This window comes from Rhizobium sp. C4, assembly GCF_021026315.1.
In the GTDB taxonomy this organism is placed as follows: Bacteria; Pseudomonadota; Alphaproteobacteria; order Rhizobiales; family Rhizobiaceae; genus Ensifer_A.
Genome location: NZ_JAJNCX010000013.1, coordinates 25,527 through 45,716, shown reverse-complemented (window position 1 = coordinate 45,716; position 20,190 = coordinate 25,527). Strand labels below are relative to the sequence as shown.

Below are 20,190 nucleotides of genomic sequence, written 5' to 3'. Positions count from 1 at the left end.
TGCGCCCGAAAGTGCCGCCTGTCAAAGTCGGCCATCTCATTTGTCTCAGAGAAGCGAAGTGATCTTCAGGCCGGCATTCAGGAAGCCCGAGGGGTCGATGGCGACGCCGTTGCGGCGGACTTCGTAGTGCAGGTGAGGGCCGGTGGAGCGACCGGTATTGCCGACGCGGCCGATGGTGTCGCCGGTCTCGACATGCTGTCCGACGCGGACGAGGATCTCCGAAAGATGGCCGTAGCGCGTGGTGATGCCGTTGCCGTGGTCGATCTCGATCATGTTGCCATAGCCGGACGCCTGGCCTGCCGTCATGACGGTGCCGGCGCCGGTTGCACGGGCGGGATCACCGATGCCGCCGCGGAAGTCGATGCCGGGATGCAGGGCGAGCGTGCCGAGAAAGGGATCCTTGCGATAGCCGAAGCCGCTCGTTTCCATGGCGCCCGGGATCGGGTTGCCGAAGGGATAGCGCATGGCCTGGCTGCGGATTTCCTCCAGACGCTGAAGCGCGAGGTCGAGCTGGGTCAGCTTGAGATCGAACTTGTCGCCGGTCGGGTTGTTGACCGGAATATACGGGCCGCCGACGTCTTCGGTGCTGTCCGCATCCTTGGGCTGGATGCCGGTGCGGCGCAGGATGACGGCGATGGCATCGGCCTTTTCAGAGGCGCCGAGACGCAGGTTTTCGATCTTGGCGATCTGCTGCTGCTCGATGGATTTCAGCGACAGCGAGACATTGCTGAAGATGCGGTCGGCGCGGTTGGCCGGCGAGTCGGGTGCCGCCGTGGGCGCAAAGCCAAGCGCCCGCGTGATGATCGGGTCGATGGCTGCGGTCTTCGTATCGGTGCCGAGGATCGCGTCGAAGGGCGAATCGGCGCTGGCGCGGCGGTCGTCGGTCGTCGGCTTGGTGGCCGGGACCGGAATTTCCGGCTGCATGGCACCGACGCTTTCGGCGCGCTCCAGGAGTTCGTTGATCTTGCCGTGGCGGTCGGTGAGCGCCGACTGGCGCTCCATCAACTTCTCGACCTTCTTCTCGACGACCTGCTGGTCGAGCAGCTGGCGCGAGGTGACGCGGTCAACCTGTGCCCGGAGCGCCGAAATACGGTCTTCATATTCATGCTGGATGCGGGCCTGCCGGGCGATCGAGGCGCCCAGAAGGTCGTCGCGAAGGACCAGATAGGTCGTGGCGCCAAAATATCCCATCGTCAGCGTTGCTGCCACCGCAATGCCAAGCGCCGTCATCCACGGCTTGACCGTCAGATGTCGAACCTTGTCGCCCGATGCCAGGATCAGGACTGGTGCTTTGCGACGTTTGGCAAAGACGCTTTTCTCGGCTTCACTGCCCACGAGGCTACCCCCAAACCAAAAAACCACACGTTTTCATGGGGGAATTACACACCGTTAAGGTTAACAAATCGTTCCGACCCGTTAACGTGGACTTTGGATAGCCCTCTCGAAACCCTTGTCAGGCCGAGCTTGTCGAGGTCAGGGCACGGTAAAAGGAGGGCGTCAGGCCGGCTTCGGCGCGGGCGATGTCGTTGAACGGCGCCTTGAGGGGGCCGCGGAAGTTGATGCGGACGAGGGACTGGAAGGTTGCCGCCGGATCCTTCTTCTCGCGGGCGCAGAGAAAGCGGAACCACTTGGCCCCGATCGCCACATGGCCTTTTTCATCATTGTAAATGATATCAATCACTTCCGCGCTTTCACTGTCACCCGTCTCGCGCATCTTTTCCTGTAGCGACGGGGTGACGTCGAGGCCGCGTGCCTCGAGAATCAGGGGTACGACGGCGAGCCTTGCCGTCAGGTCGTTGCGGGTATCGTGGGCCGCCTTCCACAAGCCGTCATGGGCGGGCAGGTCGCCATAATCGGCACCCAGCGCTTTCAGACGTCCGCGCACCAGATTGAAATGCTTGGCTTCCTCGAAGGCGACCTGCATCCAGCCGTCGAAGAAGGAGCGCGGAACCGGTTCGGAGGCGAATCGGGCGACGATGTCGAGCGCCAGATCGACGGCGTTGAGCTCGATATGGGCGAGGGCATGGAGCATGGCGACCCGCCCCTTGACCGAGCCGAGGCTGCGCCGCTTCACCTGTGTGGGTGGCACGAGAAGTGGGCGGTCCGGCCGGCCGGGACGATCCGGCACCGCAGCGTCGCTAGGGTGACGAAGCGAGAGGCTGCGGCCATACCACGTTTCGGCGACCGTCGAGGCGAGCGCCGTCTTGAGGTCGAGATCTGCCGCCCGGATCGCCTGGACGGCGCCGTCGCGCAGAGACTTGAAATGCGGAATGGCCGGCTTCTCGCTCACGTCAGGAGGCTGCCTTTGCGGCTTCGAGCACCTCTTCGGCATGGCCCTTGACCTTCACGCCGGCCCAGGTCTTGAGGATCTTGCCGTCGGGGCCGATGAGATAGGTGGTGCGGGCGACGCCCATGTATTTCTTTCCGTACATGCTCTTTTCCTGCCAGACGCCATAGCGCTGCAGCATTTCGGTCGATTCGTCGGAGCCCAGCGCCACGGACAGATTGTGCTTGGCGGCGAACTTTCCGTGCTTCTTCACCGGATCCGGTGAGACGCCGATGATGACGGCGCCGGCCTTTTCGAACTCTGACTTGAGGGCGCTGAAATCGATCGCTTCCGTCGTGCAGGCGGGTGTATCAGCCTTCGGATAGAAATACAGCACCACTTTCTTGCCAGAATAGTCCTTTAACGACAATGTCGTTCCACCGTCCGCCGGTATTTCAAAGTCGGGTGCACGTTCGCCGGGCTGCAGTTCGGACATTGGATTTCCTTTCCCTACGGGAGACAGTTTTAACGGTTCGGGCTATATATAATCTGGACGTGAATCGCCCACAAACCCTTACGGGAGGAGACCCTGATCGGATGACTGACGTCAACGGCGGAAACGCCGGAGATCAGGGCGAGGCTGCGCCGCATGAACCGGTTCCGGCGCCCGCCGTGCCGGCGGGAAAGCCTGTGCGCCGGCGCAAGGGTTCCGTCCGGCGCGTTTTCGTTGCCGTCATGGAGCTTGCGCTGCTCGTCGCGCTGATCGCCGGCGGGCTCTATTATGCCGTCGAGCGCGGTGTTTTCGATGACATTCTGAAGCGGGAGGCCGTGGCCATCCTGACGCGTGCCGCGGGTGCGGAGAACTATACCGCCGATGTCGGCTCCGCCACTCTGCGCTTCAATTCCCACGGCCAGCTGGTGATCGACGCCCGCGATGTCTCCCTTCGCCCGGCCGAGGCGGAAGGTGCTGCGTTTCGCACCGGCCAGGTCAATATCGCGCTGGAGACGGTTTCGCTTCTGACAGGCCGGCTCAGCGTCGCCTCCGTCGCGGTCGACGGGACCGGCATCAACCTTGAGGCGATGCCGGAGCAGGCGGCGAAGGACGCATTCCGGATCGACAGCATCCCGAAGGCGCTCGACACGGTCTTCAAGGCGCTCGACGCCTTCGATAATGCCAGCGGCAAGACCGATATCCGCCGCCTGAAGCTGACCGGGATCAGCTTCGAGCTGCCCGCACAGCAGAAGCGGCATGCGAAGGTGGCTGTGCGACAGGTCCTGCTGGAACGGCGGGCGGACGGAAACATTACAATCTCCGGGGATTACACGGTCGATGGCGCGAAGGGTGGGCTCAGCGCCGTGACGCAACGCGGCGAACGCGGGATCGAGGGCGCGACCTTCGATCTCGAGCGGTTCAAACTCGGCTCCTTCCTGATGAAGCATAGCCGGAGCGGCGAGCCGGTCATCGGTCTCGATGGCAATCTGGCGCTGAGAATGGACGCGAGGCGGAGGACTGCCGACCAGCCGGCGAGCCTGAAGATCGCCGCGCGTCTCTCTGACGGGGCCTTCTACGGAGAGGCCAAGGCCTCGCCGATCACCAAAGGCGAGCTTCTGGCGCATTACGATTTCGGTGCGGAAAAGATCGAGGTCGAGCCGTCCGTCTTCGAGTTCGGCGATACGCGGCTGCCGTTCACGGGCGGGCTCATCGACATCGACCGGCTGGACCGGCCGGAGAAGAAGGGCATCGCCATCGACCTGATGATTGATCGGGGCCATGCCGCGCCGGCCAATCTGGGCGACCAGCCGGTCGACTTCGTGGGGAAGGCGTTCGGCATCTTCAATCCCGAGACGCGAGAGCTTGTCGCGCCCGATATTGTCATTTCCTCGCAATCCGGTTTCATCGGCGGTTCGGTGACGGTGAAGTTCGGAATACCGCAGACGCCCGAGATGGGAAGCGATTCGCCCGAGATCAGCCTCGGCCTCTTCACGCAGAACGTCGCGGCCAACACGATCCGCGCGCTCTGGCCGTTCTGGATGGCGCCCGACGGGCGCAACTGGGTCTACGGAAATCTCTTTGGCGGCACGATCACCAACGGGTCGCTGGCCGTGTTCCTGCCGGCGGGGCGGCTTCCCTTCTACCCGGAAGACCATGTCACGCTGAATGAAAGCGAACTGAAGATCCGCTTCGACATCGACAATGCGCGGGTCAGCATTGCCGGCGACATCCCCCCGATGCGCGATACCATTGCGCATTTCGAGATGATGGGTGATCGCATCCAGACGCAGATCAAGAAAGGCATCGCCTATTTCCCCTCCGGCCGCACGATCAATGTTGCAGACGCGCTTTTCGCTGTCGATGTCGTCAGCCAGGATCCGGCCGTTGCCCGCGCAGAGTTCAAGCTCTCCGGCGATGCCTCGGCGCTTCTGGAGCTGACGACCTATCGGCCGATCTCATCGCTGCAGGATACCGGGTTCAAGCCGGATGACTTTTCGGGGATGGCGAATGTGGCGCTCAAGGCGCGGTTTGCGCTGAAGGATAGCCCGAAGGCCCGGCCACCCGAATGGACGGCGCTGCTGAAACTCTCCGACGTTGCCGTCACCAAGCCGCTTGGCGGACACAAGGTGAGCAATATCAATGGCGAGATGAAGATCAACCCGCTGTCGGCCAAGCTGGAGGCGGATGCGAAGGTCGAGGGTGTCGGCCTGCATTTCAGTCTCATCGAGCCCCTGAGCAAGGCGAGCCGGCAGAAACGTCAACGGGTGGTGACGGCCAATCTTGAGGCCAAGCTGCTTGACAAGCTGGTTCCGGGCGTCTCGGACGTGGCCACGGGGCCGCTGACGCTTCGCACCGAATTGCGTGACGACGGATCGCAGGCGGTTTCGGCGGGGCTTTCGAAGGCGAAGGTCGTCATTCCGTGGGCCGGCTGGGAGAAGGGCGCCGGGGTGCCGGCAACCGTCGAATTCGTCAGCCGCAAGGAAGGCGACCACTTTGTCATTTCCGACTTCGATTTTTCCGGCGACGGGTTCGGCGCCAAGGGCAGCCTGCAGACCGACGGGCAGGGGGTCGCCATGGCGGAATTTTCCAAGGTCAGGCTTGCCCCCACCGATGACATTGCGGTTAAGATCGTACGGAGCGGCGGGCGCTATGCCATCACCGCGTCCGGCAAATCCGCCGACGCGCGCGGGCTCCTCACGCGCCTGAAATCGCAGGGCGCGACCGAGGGCGGCAATATCGACTTCTCCGTCAACGCCAAGATTTCCTCGATCATCGGCTTCAACAACGAGACGCTGAAGAACGTTGAGGCCGCCTATTCGGTCAAGAACGGCAAGCCGATCGCGGTCAAGCTAACGGCGGTGACGGGCAACGACCAGGCCGTGGTGGCGAAGCTTGCGCAGGATACCGGCATTGCCCGCTCGATCGACATGACGGCGACCGATGCGGGTGCCCTGTCGCGCTTCACCGGCCTCTACAACAACATGCGCGGCGGACTTATGAACGTCGGCATGCGCTATGTCGCCGATGGCGTGTGGCGCGGCGTGATCGACGTGCGGGACTTCCAGCTGGTCAACGAACAGCGCCTGCAGGAGATTGTCTCGACGCGGTCCGGCAAGGACGGCAAGAGCCTGAACGATGCGGTGAAGAAGAATATCGACGTCAGCAGCCAGAAATTCTCGCGAGGATACGGCCGCATTCTGATCGATGGCGACATTGTCCGCATTGAAAACGGCGTCGTGCGCGGAGAGCAGGTGGGCGCGACCTTCCAGGGCGTGCTTCGCGACGGCAACGGCCAGATGAACATGACCGGCACCTTCATGCCGGCCTATGGGCTGAACCGTCTCTTTGCCGAATTGCCGATCATCGGGCTCTTCCTTGGCAACGGCAAGGATCGCGGCCTGATCGGCATCACCTTCCGCCTGTCGGGACCGGCAGAACAGCCGGGGCTGCAGATCAATCCGCTGTCGCTGATCGCGCCGGGCGTGTTCCGGAGCATTTTCCAGTTTCAGTGACGTGATGGAGGGGGCTCCGATCGCGTCGGAGGCATCCCCGCGGCTGCTTGAGGCTGCGGGGGCAGATTGTCGGGACAGGCCCGAGAATGATGAGGAAAGGGAGGCCACCTCTGCTTCCCTTGATGCAATGAAAAAGGCGGGCCGTTGCGGACCCGCCCCTTATTGTTGTCTTTGCCGGCAGCTTAAGCCGGGCGCACCAGAACGTGCTTCTTCTTGCCCATCGAGACCTTGATCACGCCATCGGCGGTGATTTCGCCCGAGCCGATCGACATGCGCTCGTCGGAGACTGCCTTGTCGTTGATGCGGATCGCGCCGCCCTGGACATGGCGGCGTGCCTCGCCGTTGGAGGCGGCAAAGCCGGCCTTGACGAGCAGGGCGAGCAGGCCGATGCCTGCGTCGAGTTCTGCCTTGGCAATCTCGACCGAGGGCAGGTTTTCGGAAAGCGAACCTTCCTCGAAGGTCTTGCGGGCGGTCTCGGCAGCCTCTTCCGCAGCCGCGCGGCCATGGAGCATCGCGGTGACTTCGGTCGCGAGGATCTTCTTGACCTCGTTGATTTCCGAGCCGCTGAGCGCCGAAAGGCGGGCGATCTCTTCCATTGGCAGCGTCGTGTAGAGCTTGAGGAAGCGCGGCACGTCGGCGTCTTCTGTGTTGCGCCAGTACTGCCAGAAGTCATAGGCCGAGAGCATGGCCGGGTTGAGCCAGACGGCACCCGTGGCCGACTTGCCCATCTTGGCACCCGATGCGGTCGTCAGCAGCGGCGAGGTCAGCGCGTAGAGCTGCGGCGTGCCCATGCGATGGCCAAGGTCGATACCGTTGACGATATTGCCCCACTGGTCCGAGCCGCCCATCTGGAGCCGGCAGCCATAGCGCTGCGACAGTTCGACGAAGTCATAGGCCTGAAGGATCATGTAGTTGAATTCGAGGAAGGACAGCGACTGCTCGCGGTCAAGCCGGGTCTTCACGCTGTCGAAGGAGAGCATGCGGTTGACCGAGAAATGCTTGCCGACGTCGCGCAGGAATTCGAGGTAATTCAGCGAGCGAAGCCATTCGGCGTTGTTGATCATCAACGCGTCCTTGGGGCCATCGCCATAGGTCAGGTAATTGGAGAAAACCTGCTTGATCGAGGCGATGTTGCTCTCGATCGTGTCGATCGTCATCAGCTGGCGGGCTTCTTCCTTGAAGGACGGATCGCCGACCATGCCGGTGCCGCCGCCCATCAGCGAGATCGGGCGATGCCCGGTCTTCTGGAACCAGTGCAGCATCATGATCTGGATGAGCGAGCCCGCATGCAGCGACGGGGCTGTCGGGTCATAGCCGATATAGGCCGTCACGGTTTCCTTGGCGAGCAGGTCATCGAGGCCGCTCTCGTCGGAGACCTGATGAATGAAGCCGCGCTCGGAGAGCGTGCGAAGGAAATCGGACTTGAAACCGGACATGGACTTAATCTCTCTGCACTCTTGCCAGTAGACGTGTAACGGGCGGGCCTTTAGCACTGTTTTCAGGCGATTGCACCCGATTCCGCATCGATTGCGATCTTTGGGCTGGGAGTTTTCTGAATGCTTGAGACCATGACCGCAATCGGGCTGATGAGCGGCACGTCGATGGATGGCGTCGATGTGGCGCTGATCGAGACGGATGGGGAAGGTTACGTCAAGCGCGGGGCGGCGATGGAATTTCCCTATATGCCCGATTTCCGCCGGCGGCTGGCGGCGTCCCTGGAAGACGCAAAGGCGATCAAGCAGCGCAGCGAGCGGCCGGGAAGCCTTGGCGACATCGAGCGCGAGATCACCGATCTGCATGCGGATGCGGTGAAGCGGTTTCTCTCCGCGAACTGGCTGAAGGCGGAGGAAATCGGCGTTGTCGGCTTCCATGGGCAGACAGTCATTCACCGCCCGGATCAGGGCTATACGGTGCAGATCGGCGACGGTCTTTCGCTGGCTAAACAAATTGGCATTCCGGTCGTTTTCGACATGCGCGCCAATGACATGGTGCATGGCGGGCAGGGCGCGCCGCTGGTGCCGGCCTATCATGCGGCGCTTGCACGCGGGCTTTACTGGGATCAGTTTCCGGTCGTCTTCGTCAATATCGGCGGGATTTCCAACCTTACCTATATCGGAGCCGATGGCGAGATCGTCGCCTTCGACAGCGGGCCGGGCAATACGTTGATCGACCAGTGGGTGGAGGCGGAGGCCGGCATTCCCTTTGACGCCGGCGGGGCGATTGCCTCGGAAGGCGTGGTGATCTCGTCGCTGGCCGAGCGCTATCTGTCGCATGCCTTCTTCACCGACGAAAAGCGCCGCTCGCTCGACCGGAACGATTTCCGTCCGCCGGAAAGCCATGAGATCGGTCTGCATGACGGTGCGCGGACGCTTGCCCATGTGAGCGCCGCCGCGATCCTGAAATCCGCACGTCACCTGCCGGTGAAGCCCCGCACCTATATCATCTGCGGCGGCGGCCGGCTGAACCGCGCGATCGTCGGCGATCTTGACCGGATGGCGGGAGAAGAGGGCGCGAAAGTGGTGATTGCCGAGGATCTGGGCTTTAACGGCGCGGGCATGGAGGCTGAGGCCTGGGCCTATCTGGCGGTGCGCTCGCTGAAGGATCTGCCGCTGACCTATCCGGGGACGACCGGTGTCAGGGCTTCCGTGTCGGGTGGGGTTCTGGTCCACCCGTGATGGGTGGGAAGGCCGGATGTCCGGCCTTCCGTTTGGTGTTTCGGTGTTATTCGGCCGGTGGCGCGGGCGGTGCGGAAAGCTCCTTGCGTGCCTTGTCAGCCACCAGCATGCTGAGCAGCATTTCGACGAGGCCATTGGCGCTGCCGTTGCCGCCTGATGTGCCGACCTGGATTTGCGGGACCAGCGGCAGCTTGCCGTTTTCGATCGCTTCGGCGAAGCGCATCAGCACCTGCGAGTTCAGCTGGTAGTCCGGGCCACCGAAGGCCGAGACCTTCTTTTCCGTCGCTTCCGCTTCGGCAAGACCGACGGCGCGGACCTTTTCGGCGTCGGCGAGACCCGTCAGCTTGATGCGTTCGGCTTCTGCCTGCGCCACATACTTGATGCGGTCGGCCTCGCCTTGGCCCGACAGCTTCTGCCGTTCGGCTTCGGCCTTGGCCTGGACCTGGATCGTTTCGGCTTCCTGACGGGTCAGCGCCAGCTTTGCCTTGCCCTCGTTTTCACTGACCTCGATGGCGAGCATGGAGGAGGTGATGCGCGCCTGCTGTTCGGCCAGCGCCTGCTTTTCGCGCAGCGTGCGCTCCTGCACGGCGGCGATTTCCTGCAGCTTGTAGGTTTCCACCTTTTCGACGGCCACCTGCCGGTCTCGCAACTGGGCAAGGATCGTCTCGATGGCGCCCTGGCCCTGTTCGGCGCGCGGCGTGCCGATCAGAACTTCCTGGAGTTCCAGCGAATAGGCGGCGAATTTCTCCCGCATTTCCTCGCCGGAGGTCCGCTGGATCTCGTTGCGCTCCTGCAGCAGCTGGATCAGAGTCTTGGTCTGGGCGATGTTCTTGAAATAGGCCGAGACCATTGGATCGAGCGTCTGTTCCACCAGCCGCTTGATGTCGCCGAAACGCTGTACCACCATCGGCGCCTTCATGTAGTCGATATGGACGACCACGGAGAGCGGCAGGACAGGCTCGAAGGCATCGCGGGTGATGAGGCTGACTTCGGAAAGGTTTTCGTCAAGCTTGTGTTCGCCGGATTGTTCCTTGGTCCATTTCAGCACGAAGTTGGTGGTCGGCACGATCACGATGCTGCCGGCATAGGTGTTGAAGGCGTATTTGCCGGGCAGAAGCGGGGTCGACCAGACGCCGCGCGCGCCCTTTTCCACCAGTTCGCCGTGGCGATAGGCCGAGCCGGATATGTCGGCGCTGAGGCGGCCGGTGTAGGAGACGACGACGCCGACCGTGCCGACATCGATGATGGTCTTTTCCACCAGCTCCACCGTCGCGAACAGACGATTGAGATAGTAGGAGCCATCGGCCAGAACCTGGAGCTGACGGCCACGATAGCCGCCGGCCTGGAGAAACTTCTCCGGGTCCTGGAAGTTGTTGTGGAACAACGGGTTCTGCGGGTCGTTGGCAACGGTCGGGGCGATGATCTCGCCATCGGCAAGTGCGGGACCATCATGGATCGTGACGATGCCGATCAGGTCTTCGGAATCCTTGATGACGACAGGCTGGAAACCGCTGCGCTCGGCAATCAGGTGCTTCATCTCGTCAAAAAGCGTGGCTTCCGAGGTCGAGAGGTTGATGGCATAGGTCCGCTGCTCGGTGAGCACGACGAATTGCGCGAGGTTGATGGCATAGGTGCCTTCGCGCAGGATCTTGCGCTGCGGACCCTTCTGGCCACCTTTCATGAGAAAGCCGCGCGTATCCTGGAAATCATCGGCCTCGGTGTTGGAGGCAAGCGTCTGCGTCGGCGGCAAGGCCTTGCCGTCGCGGGCAAAGACATAGCCGATCTGCCCCTGCGGGATCGTCACCAGATTGGCGGTGTGCAGGCTGTACTGGAAGGGTACGAAGAAATGCAGGCCGCCACGAATGATGTCGGGCTGGTAGCCGGCTTCGCCTTTGAGCGCAATGAAGCCGCCCTCGATCGAGCCGCGAAAGCTCCAGAGCTTTTCGGGAATGCCGATGCGGTCGTTGGGCATGTAGCGGACGGCGCCACTGAGTCTGAGAAGCACGAGTGCCGCCACGACGGCAAGGACGATCAGCGCAATATGCCAGTCGGCGGCTGTCCAGTTGAGATTGTAGTCCATCGAGTTCCTCTCGAATGAAGGCGCGCAGGCACGGCTTCGCCGCCGCTTGAAAGCGGGCGGAGAGCGAAGGAAAGGTGCAGGCGGGCGTAAGGTATTGAAATTTCTACATGTGTTTCCGGCCGGGCGGCCGGACTTTGCCTTCGGGCACCTAAAGGGCCAAAGGCGTGCTGCAAACAGCGGTTACATGCGATGTGTCCTTAAAAATTTCGACGAGGAATACTTGGTAGATTCGCCCATAGGTTTAAATGGGGTGCTACATTAATTCGGACATCCACTTGAAAACAAAAAGGGAAATCGGACTCTGCGTAAGCCGTTTGCCTGGTTGTGACAATGCTTTCAGGCCTGCCGCGTCTTTGCGAACCGCTCGCCATCCTTCAAACCGATCTCATAGGCGCGGCGCAGGCCGTTGGGATCGCGGATGGTGAAGTTGTTGACGGTGATCGGCTCGGAGGGGCTGACGACCGTGCGGTTGGGCGTTGCGGGCGGTACGCGGCCGTGTCGGGTGGTGAGCAGCAGGGTGCGGCCGCCTTCGTCTTCGGTCTCTTCCAGCATCAGGAGCGGCGGATTGTCGACCAGTCCGCCATCAAGGCAGGGCCGGCCATGGATTCGGCCGACGCGCATGAAGGGCGGCACGGAGGCGGTGGCCAGAATGCCATCGATCAGGTCGCTTGTGGTCTGCATGTCGTAGGTGGAGATCCAGGCCGGCGATAGGCCGAGATAGCGTCCGGCCTTGGAATAGGCTCCGCCGGTGATGCGCTTTTCGAGCTGGTAGGCGGCAATCGATCCGAGCGCGGCAATCGCCGAGGGCAGGAGCGGCGGCGGGCGCGAGACCTGCATGAAGATCGGCGGCTGGCCGCGCAGCGTCTCCAGATCGCCGTCGTTGAACATTGTACCCAGGAACTCTTCGAACAGTCCGCCGACGACGAAGGGCGACCGACCGAAGACGAGATTCTTCCAGACAACATCCGCACGGCCTTCTTCCGCAAAAGCAATCGCCGCCTCGCGTATCTGTCGGGCCTTGCCGGCAAGGTTCATCGCGCAGTGATAGGCGCCGGCCGAGACTGTCACGTAATAGTCGGGGCGCTGCGGATGGAGGCCTGCAAAGGCTTCCCAGAAGCCGGATTGCCAGTAACAGCGATTGCCACCACCGGCAAATCCGATGGCATCGAAACGGAAGGGTGCGGACATCGCCTGACGCGCCTGATTGACGAAGACGTAAAAGGAAGATCGATCAGAGCAAGAGGGGCGGGGTTTGTCAATGTGGGGTGGTGGTGGAGGTTATTTGCGCAGGAGCGCGAGGGCTTCTTCCTTGAGGCCTCGGCCTTCCTCCTGCATTTCGCGGAACAGCTTATAGGCATCGTAGTCGGCGGCCATTTGACTGGTCGCCTCCTCGATGAGTTCACTCACATCAACGCCTCTCAGGACTGCGAGCGCCTTCAGCTTTTCCTCTACATCCGGCGAGACTTTTACGGTGATTGCATTCATCGCTTAACGAACTCCAGAAAATCTCTCGAGTTGAGGACCCTGATCTGCGGAAATCTGAGATCCTGAAACGCGAAATCCCGCAAGTTTTCGGTCACTATTATAGACGCGTTGGATGAGATTGCCAATTCAACAAGGTGATTGTCGGCTTCATCACGCAAATTGGGCCGCCATCTAAAGTAGACTTGTCGCCATTCGCACGCAACGGAAAAAGCCAGTAACAACTTGCGCCGCTGTTCAAAATCCAGACGCGCATTTTTGAAGATTGCCTCTCTGCCCAAAACGTCTGTGTATTCGAGAAGCAGAGTAGGACTGAGCTGAGGAGTGAATTTCTCCAGCAGGCAGGACTCGATGACCTGCGAGGCAGGACCGCGGCCGATGCAAGCGCCGATAAAGACGTTTGTATCGACCACGATCCGCATTTTACATCACCGGATGCGCTTGGCGGCAGGTTCCGGGACCAGGTCGCCGGCCAGCCGACGGTCGAGGTAGTCCTCGCATTCGGCCATCAGCGGTTCCATCTGGTTGGAGAAGAAGTGGTTGGCGCCGGGGATGGTCTTGTGGGTGATGAGAATGCCCTTCTGGGCCTTCAGCTTGTCGACCAGGCCGGTGACGTCCTTTTCCGGGGCCACGCGGTCGCTGTCGCCGGAGACGATCAGGCCGGAGGACGGGCAGGGCGCGAGGAAGGAGAAGTCATAGATGTTCGGCTGCGGGGAGACCGAGATGAAGCCTTCGATTTCCGGGCGGCGCATCAGAAGCTGCATGCCGATCCAGGCACCGAAGGAATAGCCGGCAACCCAGCAGTTCTTCGAATCGGTGTGCATGGACTGTACCCAGTCGAGCGCGGAGGCCGCGTCGGACAGTTCGCCGGCGCCGTGGTCGAATTCGCCCTGGCTGCGCCCGATGCCGCGGAAGTTGAAGCGGAGCGTCGTGAAACCGCGCTTCTGGAACATGTAGAAGAGCTGGTAGACGATCTGGTTGTTCATCGTGCCGCCGAACTGCGGATGCGGATGCAGGATGATGGCGATCGGCGCGTTCTTTTCCTTGGACGGCTGGTAGCGACCTTCAAGACGGCCGGCCGGGCCATTGAAAATAATTTCGGGCATTTTTTCTCCGGTCTGTTGCCGGTTCTAACCGGGAAAAGGACGTGTTAGTACTTGACGAAACAAGTCAGCTTTTCTAAACCTAGTTTAGAACCATTCGAAAAAGCCGGGCGCGGGCCCGCTTTCCTGATGGGCATGTCTCTTACGGCATGCGATGCTGAAATTTCAAGAAAAATGCGCCATGCATCGAGGCTGGCGAAAGACACGGCAAGTGATGGCTGGAAAGCGCACATATCTGGACTGGAATGCGACCGCGCCGCTTCTTGCCGAAGCGCGTGAGGCCATGCTGTCCGCTCTGTCGCTGCCGGGCAATGCTTCCTCCGTCCATGTCGAGGGGCGCGCGGCGCGCGCGGTGATTGACCGGGCGCGAGACAAGGTGGCAGCCCTTGTCGGCACGAAGCCCGCGCATGTCGTCTTCACGTCGGGTGCGACGGAAGCGGCCAATCTCGTGCTGACGCCGGATTTCCGCATGGGGCGTTCGGCGCTGAAAGTTTCAAAATTGTATGTTTCGGCTATCGAACATCCCGCCCTTCGCGAGGGTGGGCGGTTTGCCAAGGCTGATGTCGTCGAAATTCCGGTGACGGCTGCGGGTGTTGTCGATCTCGATGCGCTGGGCGTGCTGCTTGCCGCGCATGACATGGCGGCTGGGCTGCCCATGGTTGCGGTCATGCTCGCCAATAATGAGACGGGCATTCTTCAGCCGGCGGCGCAAGTTGCGGCGCTGACGCGGAAAGCCGGTGGCATCTTTGTCTGCGATGCCGTTCAGGCGGCGGGGCGTGTGCCATTGTCGATCGACGCGATCGGCGCGGATTTCCTGATCCTCTCCGCCCACAAGATTGGTGGACCGAAAGGTGCGGGCGCGCTGATCTCGCGCGGCGAGGCGATGATGCCGGCGCCACTGCTCCGCGGCGGCGGCCATGAAAAGGGCCATCGGGCGGGGACAGAGAATATTGCGGCCATTGCCGGCTTTGGTTCTGCGGCGGAAATACAGGCGCAAAACCTTGAAGCGCGGGCCGAAAACCTCCAAATCAAGAGAGACCGGCTGGAAAGCGCGATGCGGCGCATCTGCCCGGATATCATCATCCACGGTGCGGACATCCTGAGACTGCCCAATACATCCTTCTTTTCCGTGCCGGGGCTGAAATCCGAGACCGGGCAGATTGCGTTTGATCTTGAAGGGATCGCGCTTTCGGCAGGTTCGGCCTGTTCGTCCGGCAAGGTGGGCGAGAGCCATGTGCTTGCCGCGATGGGTTTTGACCCGAAGCTCGGGGCGCTGCGCGCCTCCATCGGGCCGGAAACGAGCGAAGACGATATCGACCACGCCATTGCCGCCTTTGAACGGCTTCTGGTGCGGCTCAATCGGCAGGGCGCTGCCGCTTGAGATGATGCCAAGATAAGACTTGAGGAAAAGCAATTTTCCTTGCGGAGCCGCTGCAATCGCTGCAAAAGCTCCGGCCAACAGATGAAGATGACAAGCTGCCGGTTCTTGAGCCGGCGAGATTGGAGCACACTATGGTCGCCGTTCAGGAAACCATTGACCAGGTCCGCAAGATCGACGTGGACCAGTATAAATATGGCTTCGAGACAACGATCGAATCCGACCGCGCGCCCAAGGGCCTGTCGGAAGATATCGTGCGTTTCATTTCTGCCAAGAAGCAGGAGCCGGAATGGATGCTGGAATGGCGTCTGGAGGCCTATCGTCGCTGGCTGACGATGGAAGAGCCGACCTGGGCGCGCGTCAACTATCCGAAGATCGACTTCAACGACATCTATTACTATTCCGCGCCGAAATCGGCCTCCGGCCCGAAGTCTCTGGACGAGGTCGATCCGGAACTGCTCAAGACCTATGAAAAGCTCGGCATTCCGCTGAAGGAACAGGAAATCCTGGCCGGCGTGAAGCCGTCGCGCATCGCCGTGGATGCGGTGTTTGATAGCGTTTCGGTTGTCACGACCTTCAAGGAAGAGCTGTCCAAGGCCGGCGTCATCTTCATGTCGATCTCGGAAGCTATCCGCGAGCATCCGGATCTGATCAAGAAGTATCTGGCCTCCGTTGTCCCGGTGACGGACAATTATTATGCGACGCTGAATTGCGCCGTCTTTACGGACGGGTCCTTCGTCTATGTCCCGAAGGGCGTTCGTTGCCCGATGGAACTGTCGACCTATTTCCGTATCAACGAGAAGAATACGGGCCAGTTCGAGCGCACGCTGATCATTGCCGAAGAAGGGGCTTACGTCTCCTATCTCGAAGGCTGCACCGCACCGCAGCGCGACGAAAACCAGCTGCATGCGGCTGTCGTCGAGCTGATCGCGATGGATGACGCCGAGATCAAGTATTCCACCGTCCAGAACTGGTATCCGGGCGACAAGGACGGCAAGGGCGGCATCTACAATTTCGTCACCAAGCGCGGCGATTGCCGGGGCAAGAATTCCAAGATCTCCTGGACGCAGGTCGAGACCGGTTCGGCGATCACCTGGAAATATCCGTCCTGCATCCTGCGTGGCGACGGCTCGCGCGGCGAGTTCTACTCGATTGCCGTGTCGAACGGCCATCAGCAGGTCGATTCAGGCACCAAGATGATCCATCTCGGCAAGAACACGTCGAGCCGCATCATCTCCAAGGGCATCTCGGCCGGCTTCTCGCAGAACACCTATCGCGGCCAGGTGGCGATCAACCGCCGGGCGGACAACGCCCGCAACTTCACCCAATGCGACTCGTTGCTGATCGGCGACAAGTGCGGCGCGCATACCGTGCCCTACATCGAGGCGAAGAACGCGTCGGCGCAGCTGGAACATGAGGCGACCACCTCGAAGATCTCCGAAGACCAGCTCTTCTACTGCCTCGCCCGCGGCATTCCGGAAGAGGCAGCGATTGCGCTGATCGTCAACGGGTTCGTGAAGGACGTCATCCAGGAACTGCCGATGGAATTTGCGGTCGAAGCGCAGAAGCTGATCGGGATTTCGCTTGAGGGTAGCGTGGGGTGAAAATCCTTCTTTTGGCCTGCAGCTTCATGGCGTTTTATTTTGTCGGTAAGTACCTTGGCTACCGCAAAGCAGAAAAAGATATGAAGGACAAAGCTGCGGAATTTGTCGCGATGCATCTGATTGAGGAAAAGAAAAAGTCTCAATCCGATTTAGACGCCTAACGCCGTCGCAAGCAGGCCTGAATGGTGCAGGGCTGTAACTACATCTAACGCTTGAGACCCTCTGGGATAGCCAGAGGATGACGAAATTGAAGAGCGCCGAATGGCGCGCTGATAATGTCCAGGCGGCCTTTGATCCGCCCGATGAACAGGAAGAAATACGATGCTTGAGATCAGAAACCTTCATGCGCGGATCGCCGAGGATGGCACCGAGATCATTCGTGGCTTGAACCTCACCGTGAAGGCCGGCGAAGTGGCCGCCATCATGGGTCCGAACGGGTCGGGCAAGTCGACGCTGTCCTATATCCTGTCGGGTCGCGAGGACTATGAAGTCACCGAGGGCGATATCCTTTATAACGGCGAGAGCATTCTGGAGCTCGATCCGGCCGAGCGCGCCGCCAAGGGCATTTTCCTTGCCTTCCAGTATCCGGTCGAAATTCCGGGTGTGGCCACGATGCAGTTCCTGAAAGTGGCTCTCAACGAGCAGCGCAAGCAGCGCGGCGAAGCCGAATTGACGACACCGGACTTCATGAAGCGGGTCAAGGATGCGGCAGCGCATCTGAAAATCGCGCCGGAAATGCTGCGCCGTCCGCTCAATGTCGGCTTCTCCGGTGGTGAGAAGAAGCGCGCCGAGATCCTGCAGATGGCGCTCCTTGAGCCGAAGCTTTGCATTCTCGACGAGACCGATTCCGGCCTCGACATCGACGCGCTGAAGATCGTGTCCGATGGTGTGAACGCGCTGCGTTCGCCGGACCGCGCCGTCATCGTCATCACGCACTATCAGCGCCTGCTGGAACATATCGTGCCGGATACGGTTCACGTTCTCTACAAGGGCCAGATCATCAAGTCGGGTGACAAGTCGCTTGCGCTTGAACTGGAAGCCAACGGCTATGCCGACGTGATCGAAGCTGCGGCTTGAGGATCAGATCAATGAGTGCTCAACCCCAGATCAAGCTGACGGAAGCGGAAAATGCTCTTCTCGCTGCTTATACCGAACAGGTCGGCGACCTGCCGGGCAATGGCGATGTGCTGATTGCCCGCGACCGCCTGATCACCGATATCAAGACCAGGGGCCTGCCGACGCGCCGCGTCGAGGCCTGGCATTATACGGACCTGCGCAATCTGCTGCGTCAGGTGCCGGCCAATGCCAATGGTGACGTGGAAGCGCTTGCGCCGCTGATCTCCGGCAGCGCGGTCTTCACGCTGGAAAACGGCAAGGTCGCAGCCAAGGCGAAGGCCGAGGGAGTGACAGTCCGCCGCATCGAAACGATGCTGGCAGACGGTTCGGGCGCGTTCCTCATGTCGCCGCGCGGTGACGATGATGCGGTTGGCCGTATCAATGGCGGCTTCCTGCGTGACGGTCTCGAAATTGCAGTCGCCGATGGTGCCGCCTTGGCCGAGCCGATCGAATTGCAGGTCCTGCATTCCGGCGGCCAGTCGCATGCACGTTTCGTCGTGACGGTCGGTGCCGGCGCATCGGCGCAGATCGTTGAGCGCCAGCAGGGCAACGGGGCTTCGGCAGCTCTCGTTTCGAGCGTTTCGGAACTGACGCTGAAGTCGGGTGCGGAGGTCAGCTGGATCATCGTGCAGGAGCAGGGCGTTTCCGACACCCATTTCGGCCAGATCAATTTCCGGCTGGAAAAGGATGCCAAGCTCAAGCTCTTCATCGTGAATGCCGGCGGCAAGCTGGTGCGTCAGGAAGTGCATGGCGTGACGCTGGGCGAGGGTGCTGATTTCACCTTCCGCGTCGTCAATCTGCTGGGCGGCGAAAGCCACACCGATGTCACCATGACGCTCGGCCATGACGTGCCGGAAACGACGTCGACAGAGATCGTCCGCAATGTCGTGTTCGACAAGGCGAGCGGCGTCTTCCAGGGCCAGATCCGGGTTGCCCCGGACGCGCAGAAGACCGACGCGCGCATGGCCTGCAACACGCTGCTGCTTTCCGAAGAGGCCGATTTCTCGACCAAGCCGGAGCTGGAAATCTTTGCCGACGACGTGCAATGCGCCCATGGCGCGACGGTCGCCGATATCGACCGCAACCATCTCTATTACCTGATGGCGCGCGGCATTCCGGAAAGACGCGCGCGCGGACTTCTGGTGCAGGCTTTCGTGGCGGAAGTGATCGAGGAACTCGATGACGCTCCGCTGGTCGAAGCGCTGGAAGCCGTGATCGAAGGCTGGCTCGAAAGGCATGGGAACTGACATGAACGCGACCGCCTATGACGTCGAGGCCATTCGCCGGGACTTCCCGATCCTGTCGCGGGAAGTCTATGGCAAGCCGCTCGTCTATCTCGACAACGGCGCTTCGGCCCAGAAGCCGCAGGCCGTGATCGATGCGGTCTCGCATACGTACAGTCACGAATATGCCAATGTGCATCGCGGCCTGCATTTCCTGTCGAATGCCGCGACGGAAGCTTACGAGGCGTCGCGCGAAAAGGTGCGCCGCTTCCTCAATGCCGGTTCGGTGGACGAGATCGTCTTCACCAAGTCCTCGACCGAGGCGATCAACACGGTCGCCTATGGCTGGGGCATGCCGCATATCGGCGAGGGCGACGAGATCGTGCTGACGATCATGGAGCATCACTCCAATATCGTGCCGTGGCATTTCATCCGCGAGCGGCAGGGTGCGAAACTGGTCTGGGTTCCGGTCGATGATGACGGCGCCTTCCATATCGAGGATTTCGAGAAGTCGCTGACGGAGAAGACGAAGCTCGTCGCGATTACGCATATGTCGAATGCGCTCGGCACGGTCGTTCCGGTCAAGGAGATCTGCCGCATTGCGCATGAGCGCGGCATTCCGGTTCTGGTCGATGGTTCGCAAGGGGCCGTGCATATGCCGGTCGATGTCCGCGATATCGATTGCGACTGGTATGTCATGACCGGCCACAAGCTCTATGGCCCGTCGGGTATCGGCGTGCTCTATGGCAAGATGGACCGGATGAAGGCCATGCGGCCCTTCATGGGCGGCGGCGAGATGATCGTCGATGTCAGCGAAGAGGCCGTGACCTATAACGACCCGCCGCATCGTTTTGAGGCCGGCACGCCGCCGATCGTGCAGGCGATCGGGCTCGGTTATGCGCTGGATTATATGGAGAAGGTCGGCCGTGCGGCGATTGCGGCGCATGAGGCGGATCTGACGGCCTATGCGACGGAGCGGCTGCGGGCGGTCAATTCGCTGAAAGTGTTCGGCAATGCACCCGGCAAGGGCGGTATCTTCTCCTTCGAGCTCGAAGGCATTCATGCCCATGACGTGTCGATGGTCATCGACCGGCAGGGCGTTGCCGTTCGGGCCGGCACCCATTGCGCCCAGCCGCTCTTGAAACGGTTCGGCGTTACGTCCACATGCAGGGCGTCGTTCGCCATGTATAACACGCGCGCCGAGGTCGATAAATTGGCCGAGGCGCTGGAGCAGGCGCGCAAGTTCTTTGCCTGAAAG

The 20,190-nt window shown here is 61.2% G+C and carries 17 protein-coding genes; 8 read left to right on the top strand and 9 right to left on the bottom strand.

The genetic code is table 11. From position 1 onward, the window contains the following. Positions 1-45 precede the first annotated feature (45 nt). The 3 genes from LQK84_RS19880 to bcp form a co-directional block, all read right to left on the bottom strand. Positions 46-1,335, bottom strand: coding sequence for a M23 family metallopeptidase (locus LQK84_RS19880; protein WP_230830472.1), 1,290 nt, complete (start codon positions 1,333-1,335; stop codon positions 46-48). A 118-nt stretch (positions 1,336-1,453) separates the two neighbouring features. Then, the gene (locus tag LQK84_RS19875; RefSeq protein ID WP_442966993.1) at positions 1,454-2,332 is read right to left on the bottom strand and encodes a ferritin-like domain-containing protein; all 879 of its coding nucleotides are present in this window, start codon (positions 2,330-2,332) and stop codon (positions 1,454-1,456) included. Beyond that, the gene (gene bcp, locus LQK84_RS19870; RefSeq protein WP_230830470.1) at positions 2,292-2,762 is read right to left on the bottom strand and encodes a thioredoxin-dependent thiol peroxidase; all 471 of its coding nucleotides are present in this window, start codon (positions 2,760-2,762) and stop codon (positions 2,292-2,294) included. The genes LQK84_RS19875 and bcp overlap by 41 nt, the downstream gene beginning before the upstream one ends. Positions 2,763-2,863: 101 nt before the next feature. Between bcp and LQK84_RS19865 the strand changes: the two genes are divergently transcribed. Next, positions 2,864-6,271, top strand: a complete 3,408-nt coding sequence (locus LQK84_RS19865; protein WP_230830469.1) for a YhdP family protein — start codon at positions 2,864-2,866, stop codon at positions 6,269-6,271. 182 nt (positions 6,272-6,453) lie between these two features. Here the strand turns inward: LQK84_RS19865 and tyrS are convergent, their stop codons facing one another. Next, positions 6,454-7,707: a tyrosine--tRNA ligase gene (tyrS, locus tag LQK84_RS19860; RefSeq protein ID WP_230830468.1), complete on the bottom strand. Its 1,254-nt coding sequence runs from the start codon at positions 7,705-7,707 to the stop codon at positions 6,454-6,456. Positions 7,708-7,827: 120 nt separating this feature from the next. Here tyrS and LQK84_RS19855 point away from each other — a divergent pair, with 120 nt between their 5' ends. After that, positions 7,828-8,946: an anhydro-N-acetylmuramic acid kinase gene (locus LQK84_RS19855; RefSeq protein ID WP_230830467.1), complete on the top strand. Its 1,119-nt coding sequence runs from the start codon at positions 7,828-7,830 to the stop codon at positions 8,944-8,946. A 46-nt stretch (positions 8,947-8,992) separates the two neighbouring features. Here LQK84_RS19855 and LQK84_RS19850 read toward each other — a convergent pair whose 3' ends face one another. The 5 genes from LQK84_RS19850 to LQK84_RS19830 all read right to left on the bottom strand — a co-directional run bounded on the left by LQK84_RS19850 (position 8,993) and on the right by LQK84_RS19830 (position 13,614). Next, the gene (locus LQK84_RS19850; protein WP_230830466.1) at positions 8,993-11,026 is read right to left on the bottom strand and encodes an SPFH domain-containing protein; all 2,034 of its coding nucleotides are present in this window, start codon (positions 11,024-11,026) and stop codon (positions 8,993-8,995) included. Between the two features lie 336 nt (positions 11,027-11,362). Continuing rightward, positions 11,363-12,214, bottom strand: a complete 852-nt coding sequence (locus tag LQK84_RS19845; protein ID WP_230830465.1) for a patatin-like phospholipase family protein — start codon at positions 12,212-12,214, stop codon at positions 11,363-11,365. A 90-nt stretch (positions 12,215-12,304) separates the two neighbouring features. After that, positions 12,305-12,511, bottom strand: coding sequence for a ribbon-helix-helix protein, CopG family (locus tag LQK84_RS19840; protein WP_230830464.1), 207 nt, complete (start codon positions 12,509-12,511; stop codon positions 12,305-12,307). Continuing rightward, the gene (locus LQK84_RS19835; protein ID WP_230830463.1) at positions 12,508-12,930 is read right to left on the bottom strand and encodes a putative toxin-antitoxin system toxin component, PIN family; all 423 of its coding nucleotides are present in this window, start codon (positions 12,928-12,930) and stop codon (positions 12,508-12,510) included. Before LQK84_RS19835 ends, LQK84_RS19840 begins: the two co-directional genes overlap by 4 nt. Before the next feature lie 6 nt (positions 12,931-12,936). Beyond that, positions 12,937-13,614 carry an alpha/beta hydrolase gene (locus tag LQK84_RS19830; protein ID WP_230830462.1) on the bottom strand — a complete coding sequence of 226 codons (678 nt, stop codon included), beginning with the start codon at positions 13,612-13,614 and terminating at the stop codon, positions 12,937-12,939. A 211-nt stretch (positions 13,615-13,825) separates the two neighbouring features. On the opposite strand from LQK84_RS19830, the gene LQK84_RS19825 reads away from it, so the two are divergent. The 6 genes from LQK84_RS19825 (at position 13,826) to LQK84_RS19800 (ending at position 20,187) form a co-directional block, all read left to right on the top strand. After that, positions 13,826-14,992 (top strand): cysteine desulfurase family protein, encoded by a 1,167-nt coding sequence (locus tag LQK84_RS19825; protein ID WP_230830461.1) that lies wholly within the window; start codon positions 13,826-13,828, stop codon positions 14,990-14,992. Between the two features lie 131 nt (positions 14,993-15,123). Next, positions 15,124-16,593 (top strand): Fe-S cluster assembly protein SufB, encoded by a 1,470-nt coding sequence (sufB, locus tag LQK84_RS19820; RefSeq protein ID WP_230830460.1) that lies wholly within the window; start codon positions 15,124-15,126, stop codon positions 16,591-16,593. Continuing rightward, positions 16,590-16,754 (top strand): hypothetical protein, encoded by a 165-nt coding sequence (locus tag LQK84_RS19815; protein ID WP_230830459.1) that lies wholly within the window; start codon positions 16,590-16,592, stop codon positions 16,752-16,754. The genes sufB and LQK84_RS19815 overlap by 4 nt, the downstream gene beginning before the upstream one ends. 160 nt (positions 16,755-16,914) lie before the next feature. Further along, positions 16,915-17,670, top strand: a complete 756-nt coding sequence (sufC, locus tag LQK84_RS19810; protein WP_230830458.1) for a Fe-S cluster assembly ATPase SufC — start codon at positions 16,915-16,917, stop codon at positions 17,668-17,670. An 11-nt stretch (positions 17,671-17,681) separates the two neighbouring features. Continuing rightward, positions 17,682-18,956, top strand: coding sequence for a Fe-S cluster assembly protein SufD (gene sufD / locus LQK84_RS19805; RefSeq protein WP_230830457.1), 1,275 nt, complete (start codon positions 17,682-17,684; stop codon positions 18,954-18,956). Position 18,957: 1 nt separating this feature from the next. After that, positions 18,958-20,187, top strand: a complete 1,230-nt coding sequence (locus LQK84_RS19800; RefSeq protein ID WP_230830456.1) for a cysteine desulfurase — start codon at positions 18,958-18,960, stop codon at positions 20,185-20,187. Positions 20,188-20,190: the final 3 nt, after the last annotated feature.